Raw genomic sequence first — 13,261 nt, 5'->3', positions numbered from 1 at the left:
CTTCCACTTGGAATAAATTGGACGCCAGCATGTCGACGCTGCAAGACTCGCCACAGAAAGCAAATCGTCAGGAAAACGGAACAACGCCGCGCAACGGCAACGGCACGAAGCGGCGCGTCCTGCTCGTCGTCGCCGTGCTCGCGGCGATCGGCGGCGCCGTCTGGCTCGGCCGCTGGTGGACGGTCGGCCGCTTCATCGAAAGCACCAACGACGCGTACCTGCAGGCGGACAGCATGACCGCCGCGCCGAAGGTCGCCGGCTACGTGACCGACGTGTTTGTGCGCGACAACCAGACCGTGAAGGCCGGCGGTCCGCTCGTGCGGCTCGACGTCCGCCAGTACCAGGTCGCGCTCGCGCAATCGCTGGCGACCGTCGACGCGCGCCGCGCGGACATCGCGCGCGCCGAGGCCGACATCAGCCAGCAGCATGCGAATCTCGAACAGGCCGATGCGCAGGCCAAGGTGTCGCGGATCAACGCGCAGCACGCGAGCGACGAATACACGCGCTATGCCCCGCTCGCCGCGACCGGCGCGGAAACGCACGAACGCGTAGCCGACCTGAAGAGCACGCGCGACCAGGCCACCGCGACGCTCGCCGCGAACAATGCGTCGATCGCTGCCGCGCGCACGCAGATCGCATCGTTTACCGCACAACTCCAGCAGGCACGCGCGCAGCTCGAAGCCGCGCAGGCCAGCGCCGCGCAGGCGCAGCTCGACCTCGACAACACGATCGTGCGCAGCACCCTCGCCGGCCGCGTCGGCGATCGCACGGTGCGGGTCGGTCAATACGTGCAGCCCGGCACGCGCCTGCTGACCGTGGTGCCCGTCGACGCGATCTACCTCGTCGCGAACTTCAAGGAAACGCAGATCGGCAACATGCGCATCGGCCAGCCCGTCGAACTGCACGTCGACGCACTGCCGGACGGCGCGCTGTCCGGTGTCGTCGACAGCTTCGCGCCCGGCACGGGCGCGCAGTTCGCACTGTTGCCGCCCGAGAATGCGACCGGCAACTTCACGAAAATCGTCCAGCGCGTGCCGGTGCGCATCCGCCTCGCCGCGAACGCCCGCGCGCAGCGCATGCTGTTGCCGGGGCTGTCGGTGACGGTCGACGTCGATACGCGCTCGACCCGCGACGAGGCGCACCATGGCTGAACCGTCCGCCACGATGCCCGTGCCGCCGCACGAAGGCCGTGCGAGCATGACCGACTGGATCGCGGTCGCGGCCGGTGCGCTCGGCGCGCTGATGGCGACCCTCGACATCTCGATCACGAACTCCGCGCTGCCGCAGATCCAGGGTGAAATCGGCGCGACAGGCACCGAGGGCACGTGGATCTCGACCGGCTACCTGATGTCGGAGATCGTGATGATCCCGCTCGCTGCGTGGCTCACGCGCGTGTTCGGGCTGCGCAATTTCCTGCTGACGAACTCCGCGCTGTTCATTGCCTTCTCGATGATGTGCGGCTGGTCGCATTCGCTGCCGATGATGATCGCCGGCCGGATCGGCCAGGGCTTCACCGGCGGCGCGCTGATCCCGACCGCGCAGACCATCATCCGCACGCGGCTGCCGCTGTCGCAGTTGCCGGTCGGGATGACGCTGTTCGGCCTGATCGTGCTGCTCGGGCCGCTGTTCGGCCCCGTGCTCGGCGGCTGGCTCGCGGAGAACGTCAGCTGGAGCTGGTGCTTTTTCCTGAACCTGCCGGTGTGCCTGTTGCTGATGGCGCTGTTGATATTCGGGCTGCCGTCGGACCGCCCGCAATGGCACGCATTCCGCAACGCGGACTGGCTCGGGATCTTCGGCCTCGCGATCGGGCTGAGCTCGCTCACCGTCGTGCTCGAGGAAGGCCAGCGCGAACGCTGGTTCGAATCGCAGATGATCGTCACGCTGAGCCTCGTGTCGCTCGCCGGGATGATCCTGATCGCGTTGTCGCAGATCTTTGCGAAGCGGCCGATCATGCGACTGTCGCTGATGCGCAACCCGCGCTACGCGAGCGTGATCGTGATCGTGTCCGCGGTCGGTGCCGGCCTGTACGGCGTGTCCTACCTGCTGCCGCAGTTCCTCGCGATCGTCGCCGGCTACAACGCGGAACAGGCGGGCGCGATCATGCTGCTGTCGGGGCTGCCGGCCTTTCTCGTGATGCCGATCCTGCCGCGCCTGCTCGGCAAGGTCGATTTCCGCATCCTCGTGATCTCGGGGCTGCTGCTGTTCTGCCTGAGCTGCATGCTCGACATCAGCCTGACCGCGCAGAGCGTCGGCCACGATTTCGTATGGTCGCAACTGATCCGCGGCGTCGCGCAGATGCTCGCGATGATGCCGCTGAATCAGGCATCGATGGCAGCCGTCGCGCGTGAAGACTCGGGGGATGCGGCCGGGCTCTACAACATGGCGCGCAATCTCGGCGGCTCGATCGGGCTCGCGATCATCGGCACGGTGATCGACCGGCGCACGACCTTCCATACGGCCGCGCTCCGCGAATCGGTGACAGCGAACTCGCTGATCGGACAGGACCGGCTGTCCGCCTATGCGGCCAACTGGTTCGCACACACCGGCGATCTCGCGTACTCGAACATGCGCGCGCTCGGACAACTGGCGCAGCAGATCCAGATCCAGGCCGTCGTGATGACCTATTCCGAAACCTTTTATCTGCTGGGCCTCGCGCTGCTCGCCTGCGTACCGCTCGCGCTGCTGCTGAGAACGCCGCGCGGACCGCAGCCGATGTCGTCCGGCCATTGAACCGTCTTACGCGATGAAACCCTTCTCCCTGCCCCGTCGCCCTGCGCTCACGCTGTGTGCGGCTGCGTGCCTCCTCGCCGGCTGCACCGTCGGCCCCGACTACCGCGGCGCCCCTGCCGCGCCGGATGCGCTCACCTTCGTGCGCGCGCCGGCCACCGGCGTCGACACCGCCGCGCCCGCGCCGAGCGCGTGGTGGCACGCGCTCAACGATCGCCAGCTCGACGACCTGATCACCGCCGCGCTCGTGTACAACCCCGATCTGCACGCTGCGCAGGCTCGCTTGCGCGCATCGCGCGCGCAGCTCTCACAACAGCGCGCGGCGCAGTTGCCGAAATCGTCGGCCACCGTCGCCGCCATCCGCATGCGCGAACCGGACGTCAGCGCGCTCGGTTCGCTGCTGCCGTCGAACGGCTCGAACCAGTCGGGCGGTACGTCGCCGTCGCTGGGCGGCTCGGGCCCGCTGCAACTCTATTCGGCCGGCTTCGATGCAACCTGGGAAATCGACCTGTTCGGCGGCACGCGCCGCGCGGTCGAAGCCGCATCCGCGCAGGCGGAAGCGGTCGACGCCGATCTTGCCGATACCCAGGTATCGATCGCAGCCGAAGTCGCGAACGCGTACGTCGACCTGCGCGACCAGCAGCAGCGGCTTGCGTTGTCGCAGCGCACCGCCGAGCTGCAGCAGCAGATGCTCGATCTCACGCAGCAGCGCCGCGCGCGCGGCGTCGCCGCAGACGTCGACATCGAACGCCTGACGACACAGGTCGAAAGCACGCGTGCATCGCTGATCCCGCTCGACGCGCAGGTGACGGAGTCACTCGACCGGCTCGCGATCCTGACGGGCCGCGCGCCCGGTGCACTCGACGCGGCGCTGTCGACACCGGACGCACCACTGCCGACGCTACCCGGCAGCGTCGCGATCGGCGATCCGGCCACGCTGTTGAAGCAGCGCCCGGACATTCGCGCGGCCGAGCGGCGACTCGCATCGAGCAATGCGCAGATCGGCGAGCACGTCGCCGATTATTTCCCGAAGGTGACGCTGCTGGGTGATCTCGGCTTCAGCGCGACCGACCCGGGCCACCTGTTCCGCAAGCAGAACTTCACCTGGGTCGGCGCGCCGTATCTGCAGTGGAACATTCTCGACTTCAGGCGCACGCGCGGTGCGGTGCGCGCAGCCGAAGCATCGCGCGACGAGGCGGAAGCGGACTATCAGAAGGCGGTGCTCGGTGCCCTGCAAGATGCCAACACGGCATTGCAGCGCTACGGGCATCAGCGCGAACACGTCGTTGCGCTCACCAGGGTGCAGACGTCGGCCGTGCATTCCCGATCGCTGATGGACGAGCGCTATCGCGCGGGCGTCGCATCGATGATCGACCTGCTCGATACGCAACGCGAAGCGTTGTCCGCGCAGCAGAACGTGATCGCCGGGCAAGCCGAGCTGATCAAGGACTACGTGTCGCTGCAAAAGAGCCTCGGGCTCGGGTGGCAGGTCGGCGCGGGTTGACGGCGATTCGATCGGTGCCGCACGGTCGCGTTTGTCAAGGCTGTTGCGGCACCGATGCTCGAAAGGCGGATCGCGCCAATCACGCAAGGCATCGCATGCTCAATCGTTCGCGTCCGACGTTCACGGATCGCTTCACGATGCGCGACGAAACAACTCATTGCGTGCACAACAATATTCGCCGTCAGCGCCGGTCACGCTCGGGCTCGCGCCGCTTCGACGGCGACGCTATCGAAAACATATCGAATATCAATTAGCCAATCGTCTGACGATCTCTTCTAATTCAGTCGGCTTCCCCACCACCGATCGGATTCAAGGAGTTCCATCGTCATGTCCTCATCCTCCCATCGCGTGCTGAGACACGCAGTCGCCGCGATCTGCGTTGCACTTTCCGCGTCTCCCCATGCCGCCGAACTCACTCGAGACACGGGCGCCCCCGTCGGCGACAACGAGAATTCGCAGACGGCCGGGCCTGCCGGCCCCGTGCTCCTGCAAGACTCCGCACTCATCGAGAAACTGCAGCGCTTCGATCGCGAGCGCATTCCGGAACGCGTCGTGCATGCACGCGGCACCGGCGCGTTCGGCGAATTCGTGCCGACCGCCGACATCTCGAGCCTGACGAAAGCGAAGGTCTTCACGCCAGGCACCCGCACGCCGGTGTTCGTGCGGTTCTCCACCGTGATGGGCTATCGCGGCTCGCCCGAACAGGCACGCGATCCGCGCGGCTTCGCGGTGAAGTTCTATACGCAACAGGGCAACTGGGACATGGTCGGCATCAACTGGCCGGTGTTCTTCATTCGCGACGGCATCAAGTTCCCCGACTTCGTTCACGCGAACAAGCCGAGCGCCGTGACCGGCGTGCAGGATCCGAACCTCGCATTCGACTTCTTCGCGAACACGCCCGAAGCGACGAACATGCTGACGATGCTGTACACGAATGCGGGCATGCCCGATTCGTATCGCCACATGGACGGCTTCGCGGTGCATGCGTTCAAGTTCGTCAATGCGCACGGCGACGTGCACTACGTGAAGTTCCACTGGAAAAGCCAGCAAGGCGTGCACGGCCTGCGTCCGCAAGACATCGACGCATCCATCGGGCGCGACTGGAACATGATGACGAACGACCTGTACGGCGCACTGAAGCAAGGCGACTTCCCGAAATGGGATCTGTACGTGCAGGTGCTCACGCCGCAGGACCTGAACCGGTTCGACTTCGATGCGCTGGACGACACGAAGATCTGGACCGGTGTGCCCGAACGCAAGATCGGCACGATGACGCTGAACCGCGTGCCCGACAACTACTTCCAGTCGACCGAGGAATCGGCGTTCGCGCCGTCACGGCTCGTGCCGGGCATCGAGCCGTCCGAAGACCGGATGCTGCAGGATCGCCTGTTCGCGTACGCCGACACGCAGATGTACCGGCTCGGCGCGAACTACATGGACCTGCCGATCAACCGGCCCGTCGTGCCGGTGGTCAACAACAACCAGGACGGCAAGATGAATGCCGGCGACCGCAAGGGCGAGGTGAACTACGAGCCGTCGACGCTGCATGAGCTCGCGCCGGATCCGCAGTACAAGTCCGTACGCATGACGCTCGGCGGAACGACGCAGCAGGAAGCGATCCACAAGAAGCTGCGGTTCCGGCAGGCGGGCGAGTACTACCGCGGCCTGTCGCAACAGGACAAGGACGACCTGATCACCGCGCTGTCCGGCGATCTCGGCAAGGTGACGAACGCGCACAACCAGTACGCGATGCTGTCGTACTTCTACAAGGCCGATGCCGACTACGGCACACGTCTCGCGCAGGCCGTTCACGCCGACGTCCGGCAAGTGCAAGCGCTCGCGGCGAAGCTGAGCGAGAACTGATCCCGCGGCTCCGGCCGCTGTCGACGTGCGGGGTTGCGCCGCGCACGTCGACCTTACCCACCCATCGGGACATCCTCATGCAATCCAAACGCCTGACGCGCGCGATCCGCTCGACCGCAATGGCCCTGGCGCTGGCCGCGATCGCCGGTTGCGCGCACCTTCCCGACCAGCCGGCATATGCGCGGGCCGACCCTGCCGCGTTGCGCCGCTACGACGGCGACTGGTTCGACGCCGCCCGCGCCGGACGGGTCGACATCCTGCGTGCATTGCACGACGCCGGCTATCCGGTCGATGCCACCGACAGCCACGGCTATACGGCCTTGATACTCGCGTCCTACGACGGCCAGCCCGCCGCGCTCGACTACCTGCTGTCGGCCGGCGCAAACGCATGCGCCGGCGACCGTCACGGCAACACGGCGCTGATGGGCGCCCTCTTCAGGAACGAACCCGACATCGCGCGGCGCCTGATCGACACGCATTGCCCGATCGACCAGACGAACGGCGCCGGGGAAACCGCGTTGGGATTCGCCACACTGTTCAATCGATTCGAGCTGATTCCGCTCCTCGTCGCGCACGGTGCGAATCCGAATCATGTCGATCGTCGCGGCCAGTCGCTGCTGCAGCTCGCGCAGTCGCACGACAACACGGAAGCCGTGGACGCGCTGCGGCATGCAGGCGCGGGACATTAACAAATACAGGATTCCTGCCTACTCCCGGTAAAACGGGAGACGACGAAGCAATCTCTTGCGCCGGCCGCGACATCCCGCGGACTCAGAAAAACTCGTCGAGCAGCCGATAAAAGGCGATCCGGTCCGGATCGGGATGTTCGATCCCGTATCGCACGAAGAAAGGCGTGACCCATTCGCTGCCGAGATCCGCTTCGATATCGCGCGTTGCCAGCGCCAGGTCCTGATAGCGATCGGCTACGCCGAGGCGTCCGCAATCGATGAAGCCCGAGAAGCAACCGCTTTCGACCATGAAGTTGGGCAGGCACGCGTCGCCGTGCGTCACGACCTTGTCCTCGCTCAACGGCCTGCTCGCCTGAAGCCTCACGAATAGCGCATCGAGCGGCACACCTGTATTCGCGGCGTCGAGGTTGTCCTCGTCGACGAGCCCCTCGTTCATCCGCGCACCGGCACGCTCGATGCGATGCGCGGCGCCGTGATCGAACGGACAGGTTGCCGGATCGAGCCGATGCAGTGCACGCAGCGCGTCGGCGACGATCGCCACCTTCTCCCCTGGGCCGAGCCGCGCGACTTCGAGATTTTCGCCGCGCACGGCACTCAGCAGCAGCCACTCGCGCCCCGCCGACGATGCCACGTCGAGCACCTGCGCACCCGGCAAACCCGTCGTCGCCAGCCAGCGCAGTCGCGCCGCCTCGTCGCTCAGTTCGCCCAGCGGCCCGGCCGGTTCGGTCTTGACGAACCGGCGTGATCCATCGCGCGCATCGAGCCGGAACACCGCGGCATCCGACTGCCCGTCCGTCTGTCGGGTCCATCGGCAACCTGTCAGCGCGGCCTGCCACGCCGCAGGCACTTCGATGCAAAGCTTGTCGTTATCGATCATGTCCGGTTCGATCCTCGTTGACTGGGCCGACATGCGGAATGTCGGGCGCCTCGCGAATTCATGCCCCGTTTCCTGTTGCCCGCGATTCGAGTCACGCCTCGAACATGAGCGGCCCATTGCGCCCATTACGCCCATTACGCATCGAACCGGAAACGATCGACAAATCGAATTCAGCATTACTTTCTTTACCGGCCTCGAATATTACAAAACACTGCCAATATTTTCAAAAACATTGCACTTATTCGCTTTAATTTAGTTTCATATAATCAAAAAAAGTTTGACACCTCGCTTTCGTTCTTGATACCGTCCGATGCAAGCAATCTGACGAATTGCCCACTACGCAATCGATTCCGCTCTACGTTTTTTCGCTTCCGCCGCACCGAAGTGCTCGCCGCCGGCTGTATCGTTCGCGCGCCGGCGCATGCAACATCCCGATGCATCTCATTGGACGACTGCCATCCGGCAGCGGGCCGAAGGATCGAATCAAATGAGCAGGACACCGAAACTGTTGCTCTAGCCATCCCGCCCGCGCCGTGTCCGGCGCAGTTGCGCTTCATCGCGGCGCAGCCTTCCCGTTACCGCGTTTTCCGTATTTCGCCCCCGGAGAAAAGACACCTTTCCGGATCGGGCGAAAGGCCCTGTCGCGTCCGCGCCATCCGCACGCGTGCGACAGAAACCGGCGGTGCACGACCCGCACCGCTGTCGACCGTTGTTGTTCGTGCTGTTCGATGTTCAACCGGAGGGGTAATTCAAATGAATCAGGTTGCAGACAAGAAACAAAAGCACATTCGCCTCGTCAAGCTCGCATTCGCCGCTGCGGCAGCCGCGTCGTTCGGCATGGCAACCGTCCACGCCGCGCCTGCGGCCGGCTGGACGGAAACGCGCACCAAGGGCTTCCTGCCGCTCGTGCAGCAGAGCGAAGCCGGTACCGCCGGCGCGCCCGCCGCGAGCACGGCGGCGGCCGCCGCCGCGGCAGTCGAGATGGCGCCCGGCGAATCGGTGGACATCGTGCTCGGGCTGAACCTGCGCAACGAGGCACAACTCGACCAATACCTGCACGACCTGCATACGCCTGGTTCGCCGCACTACCGGCAGTTCCTCACGCCGTCGCAGTTCGCGGCGCAATATGCGCCGACCGACCAGCAGGTCGCTTCGGTTGTCGCGCATCTGCGCAAGGCCGGCTTCGTGAACATCGTGGTCGCGCCGAACCGCCTGCTGGTATCCGCGTCCGGCACCGCGGCCACCATCAAGTCCGCGTTCCGCACGACGCTCAAGCGCTTCACGCGCAACGGCCGCAGCGTCTATGCGAATACCGACGCCGCGCAAGTGCCGAACGCGATCGGCGGCGTCGTGGGTTCGGTGCTGGGCCTGCAGAACGTCGAGCTGATGCACACCGGCGCGGGTAGCCAGCCGCAAGGCAACACCAGCAACCTGACGATTCCGGCCGGCGCATCGGCGGTGCCGCACAACCCGACCGAATTCTCGTCGATCTACGGCGGCGACGGCACGCCGACGGCCTCGCAGACCACCGTCGGCATCATCTCCGAAGGCAACCTGTCGCAGACGGTGAGCGACCTCAATACGTTCGCCGCGAACAACAGCCTCGGCACGATCAGCAGCAGCATCGTGAAGACGGGCCCGTCCGGCAGCTCGTACACCGACACCGACGGCACCGTCGAATGGAACCTCGACAGCCAGTCGATCGTCGGCGCGGCCGGCGGCAGCGTGAATCAGGTGGTGTTCTACGTCGCACCGTCGATGACGCTCACGGCGATCACCGCCGCGTACAACCAGGCCGTGACCGACAACATCGCGAAGGTGATCAACGTGTCGCTCGGCGTGTGCGAATCGTCCGCGAACAGCACCGGCTCGCAGGCCACCGACGACACCATCTTCAAGCAGGCAGTCGCACAAGGGCAGACCTTCTCGGTATCCGCCGGCGACCACGGTGCGTACGAATGCGCGAGCGGTACGCCGTCGCGCTCGACCTACACGGTGAGCGAGCCGGCAACGTCGCCGTACGTGATCGCGGTGGGTGGCACGACGCTGTTCACGAATACGTCGACCAACGCGTACAACAGCGAGATCGTCTGGAACGATCCGAGCTGGCAGCCGGGCACCGTGTGGTCGACGGGCGGCGGGTACAGCAAGTACGAAGCCGCGCCGTCGTGGCAATCGTCGAGCCTCACGGGATCGACCAAGCGCGCCCTGCCTGACGTCGGCTTCGACGCGGACCTGCGCACCGGCGCGATTCTCGTCGTGAACGGCCAGACGTCCGACACGCTGTGGGGCTCGGGCTACCTGAACAACGAAGGCGGCACGAGCCTTGCCGCGCCGATCTTCACGGGCATCTGGGCCCGGCTGCAGTCCGCGAACAACAATGCGCTCGGGTTCCCCGCGTCGAGCATCTACAAGTACTTCCCGAGCAACGCGGCGCTGGTGCATGACGTCACGTCCGGCAACAACGGCAGCGGCACCTACGGCTACAAGGCGAAGGCCGGCTGGGACGCGACGACGGGCTTCGGCAGCGTGAACATCTCGAAGCTGAACGCGTTCATCCAGAGCACACCGGATTTCGCACGCTGATGGATCGATGACCGCCCCGGTTCCGCGTGCGCACCGCAGCGCACGCATGGAACCGGATGTGATCGATCAAACCACCCGCGAAGGCTTTGCAGCCTTCGCGGTTTTTTTGCGTTCCGTGTCATCTCGCGCAGCGGCATCCGGCACGACGACGCCCTCACCGACCTTGCAATCGTTGCGCAAGCAACTTTCATATTCATTACCCGGCCGATGTCAGCCCGCTTACGGACTGCAAGGTAAACACACTGTTACACAACACCCGGACAACTTCCGCGCGTGTCGCGCGTTTAACTGAATATATCGATTCGTCGCGGGACAACCACCATGCGAACACGACCTTGCCACCTGCCCCGGCCGATGCCCCCGGAGCATGCGCGGACGGTCGCGGCACAGTGCTCAAGCCGATCGCGCGGCCCGCGTGCCTGCCAACGCCGACACAACACCGAACGAACAACATGAACAACACACGTGTACACCGCCCCGTCAGAACGCTGATCGCGTCGTCCCTCATCGTGTCGCTGCTCGGCCTCTCGGCCTGCAACAAGAACAGCGACAGCAGCGCCGCCGCTCCTGCCAGCGACGCAAGCGCGGCCGCCGCGGCCCAGCCCGCGTCGACGCCCGTCGCCTACACGCCGCCGACTGCCGACCAGCTCTACCAGATGGTCGCGCCGATCGCACTGTTCCCCGACAAGCTCGTCGCGCTGGTGCTGGCGGGTGCAACGTACCCGGACCAGGTCACGGCCGCCAACAACTGGGTCACGCAGAATCCGTCGTTGAAGGGACAGGCACTCGCAACCGCCGCCGACACGCAGCCGTGGGATCCGTCCGTCAAGGCATTGACCGCGTTCCCTGCAGTGCTGTCGCAGATGGCGTCGAACCCGGCCTGGACCACGTCGCTCGGCCAGGCGTACTACAACGATCCGACCGACGTGATGAACGCGATCCAGGTGATGCGCCAGCGCGCGCAGACATCCGGCCATCTCCGCTCGGGCGGCCAGATGCGGGTCACGCAAGTCGCGCAGGCTGCACCGACCGGCTATACGCCGGCCAACGATGCGCCCGTTGTCTACGCCGGTCCGGCGATCGTGCCGCCGCCCGCGCAGGCTATCGAAATCGAATCCGCCCAGCCCGACGTCGTCTATGTCCCGTCGTACAACCCGACGGTCGTCTACGGCGAGCCGGTTTCGTCCTACCCCGGCTACGTGTATCGCCCGCCTTCGTACAGCACGGGTGAAGTCGTTGCCGCCAGTGTGATCACGTTCGGCGTCGGCATCGCCGTCGGCGCCGCGATCTTCGGGCACCACGACTGGGGCTGGCATGCATGGGGCATGAACTGGGGCGCGCCGCGTCCGGAAGGCCCCGGCTGGAACGGCGGCTGGCAGCGCCCGGCCGTGGTGTACAACCACACCACGTACGTGTCGAAGTCGACCACCGTGATCAACAACATCACCAACATCCGCAACACGCGGATCACGAACAACTACGGCGGCAACGTCACCAACAACACGACGAACACGACGATCGAACGCAACACGATGCAGCCGGGCGCGGAGCCGATGCGCGGGCAGGCCATGGAGCAACGCCCGGGCGCCGTGCCGATGACGATGCCGCACTTCGGCGCGAACGACGCGCGCCCCGGCGCACGGCCGTCGCCCGACGCATTCGCGCAGAACCGTGCGAACGAACCGCATGCCGAAGCACCGGCGCAACATGCACCCGGTGCGATGCGCGAGGAGCGGCAACAGGCAATGCAGCAGGAGCACATCGCGCAGGAAAATCGCGCGGCCGCGCAGCAGCAGCAATTGCAGCAACAGCAGCGCAACGAGGCTCAGCAGCAACGCGAGGCAATGCAACAGCACAACGCGGCACAGCAGCAGCAACGCGAGGAAATGCAGCAACACAACGCAGCGGAGCAACAGCAGCGCGAGGAGCTGCAGCAACGCAACGCGGCGCAGCAACAGCAGCGCGAAGCCATGCAGCAACGCAACGAGGCTCAGCAGCAAATGCACAAGGAGACGCCGGCGCGCAACGAAGCGCAACCGCAGGAACACGCGGCACCGCAGCCGCGGCAACCGGCCCCCGAGCATGCGCCTGCACCGCATCCGCACCCTGCGGAGTCGAATCCGCCGCACGAGACGCATGAACATCGCACCGAGTGAAATGCACCCAGTGACGGCAGCGCGGCATTCGCGCTGCCGGCCCGACGTAACCTGCGTCTCGCTGCCATGCAAACGCCGTTCAGTCCAAAACGCCACGCGCCGCCGTTTTCAGCGAAACCGCACAGCGTTGCCGTGCAACTTACTCCTCCCAGTTCCGGACATAGTCCGGCACCGGCACGTTGCCCTCGGCATGGACCGGCGCACCGCGCGTCATCTTCAGCGGCAGGATCCCCGTCCAGACAGCGAGCGCGAGATCTTCGTCCTTGTCGGACGGCATTGAATCGCCGACTTTCACGGCGGCTTCCTCGAGCGCAATCCGCAGCACGCTGGTCGCATTGAGTTCCTTCTCGTTGCCGGGCCGCGCGTCATGCTTGCGACCGGGCGCAATCTTGTCCATCAATGCATCCAGCGCCATCAGCTTGTCCGCACGGCCCTCCACCATCTCGAATCGCCCGTAGATCACCGCGGATCGATAATTCATCGAATGGTTGAAGGCCGACCTGGCCAACACGAGACCGTCCAGCAACGTAATCGCGACGGAAGCCGGTGCGCCCGCCGCCAGCGCCTTGATCATCCGGCTGCCGTTGGACCCGTGAATATAGAGGTCATCGCCCCGTCTCCAGTGCGCGGTCGGGATGCAGTGCGTGTCCTCTCCTGCACCGAACGCGATGTGGCAGACGTAGGCCTCGTCCACGATGCCATGGAGCATCGTGCGATCGCGATTCGCCAGTTCCGGCAGGCGGCGAATGGTGGTGCGGGATGTGGGAGAGATGACGGTCTGGTCTTTCATGTTTCGTTTTCCTGTTCGCGCGCCCTTGCGCGCATCGAGCGGCCCGCGTTCCGGCAAGACGCACGCATC

Annotated in this window: 9 protein-coding genes; 7 read left to right on the top strand and 2 right to left on the bottom strand. The window is 65.5% G+C overall.

Annotation, left to right across the window (positions count from 1 at the left end):
* Positions 1-29 precede the first annotated feature (29 nt).
* The 5 genes from BDI24065_RS13160 (at position 30) to BDI24065_RS13140 (ending at position 6,783) form a co-directional block, all read left to right on the top strand.
* Positions 30-1,151: an HlyD family secretion protein gene (locus BDI24065_RS13160; RefSeq protein WP_175031638.1), complete on the top strand. Its 1,122-nt coding sequence runs from the start codon at positions 30-32 to the stop codon at positions 1,149-1,151.
* Positions 1,144-2,730 carry an MDR family MFS transporter gene (locus BDI24065_RS13155; protein WP_175031637.1) on the top strand — a complete coding sequence of 529 codons (1,587 nt, stop codon included), beginning with the start codon at positions 1,144-1,146 and terminating at the stop codon, positions 2,728-2,730. Before BDI24065_RS13160 ends, BDI24065_RS13155 begins: the two co-directional genes overlap by 8 nt.
* 13 nt (positions 2,731-2,743) lie before the next feature.
* Positions 2,744-4,231: an efflux transporter outer membrane subunit gene (locus BDI24065_RS13150; RefSeq protein WP_175031636.1), complete on the top strand. Its 1,488-nt coding sequence runs from the start codon at positions 2,744-2,746 to the stop codon at positions 4,229-4,231.
* A 327-nt stretch (positions 4,232-4,558) separates the two neighbouring features.
* Positions 4,559-6,094: a catalase gene (locus BDI24065_RS13145; protein WP_175031635.1), complete on the top strand. Its 1,536-nt coding sequence runs from the start codon at positions 4,559-4,561 to the stop codon at positions 6,092-6,094.
* 77 nt (positions 6,095-6,171) lie between these two features.
* Positions 6,172-6,783 carry an ankyrin repeat domain-containing protein gene (locus BDI24065_RS13140; protein WP_175031634.1) on the top strand — a complete coding sequence of 204 codons (612 nt, stop codon included), beginning with the start codon at positions 6,172-6,174 and terminating at the stop codon, positions 6,781-6,783.
* Positions 6,784-6,865: 82 nt separating this feature from the next.
* Here the strand turns inward: BDI24065_RS13140 and BDI24065_RS13135 are convergent, their stop codons facing one another.
* A complete protein-coding gene (locus BDI24065_RS13135) occupies positions 6,866-7,660 on the bottom strand; it encodes an APH(3')-II family aminoglycoside O-phosphotransferase (RefSeq protein ID WP_175031633.1) in 795 nt (264 codons plus the stop codon).
* A gap of 753 nt (positions 7,661-8,413) precedes the next feature.
* On the opposite strand from BDI24065_RS13135, the gene BDI24065_RS13130 reads away from it, so the two are divergent.
* The gene (locus tag BDI24065_RS13130; protein WP_175031632.1) at positions 8,414-10,246 is read left to right on the top strand and encodes a S53 family peptidase; all 1,833 of its coding nucleotides are present in this window, start codon (positions 8,414-8,416) and stop codon (positions 10,244-10,246) included.
* A gap of 452 nt (positions 10,247-10,698) precedes the next feature.
* Positions 10,699-12,402, top strand: coding sequence for a DUF3300 domain-containing protein (locus BDI24065_RS13125; RefSeq protein WP_175031631.1), 1,704 nt, complete (start codon positions 10,699-10,701; stop codon positions 12,400-12,402).
* A 139-nt stretch (positions 12,403-12,541) separates the two neighbouring features.
* Here BDI24065_RS13125 and BDI24065_RS13120 read toward each other — a convergent pair whose 3' ends face one another.
* Positions 12,542-13,192: a pyridoxamine 5'-phosphate oxidase family protein gene (locus tag BDI24065_RS13120; protein ID WP_175031630.1), complete on the bottom strand. Its 651-nt coding sequence runs from the start codon at positions 13,190-13,192 to the stop codon at positions 12,542-12,544.
* Positions 13,193-13,261 lie beyond the last annotated feature (69 nt).

The sequence above is a fragment of the Burkholderia lata genome (assembly GCF_902499025.1).
Taxonomy (GTDB): domain Bacteria; phylum Pseudomonadota; class Gammaproteobacteria; order Burkholderiales; family Burkholderiaceae; genus Burkholderia; species Burkholderia lata_C.
Note: the sequence above shows the minus strand (reverse complement) of the source record. Positions and strands in the feature narration are given on the sequence as shown.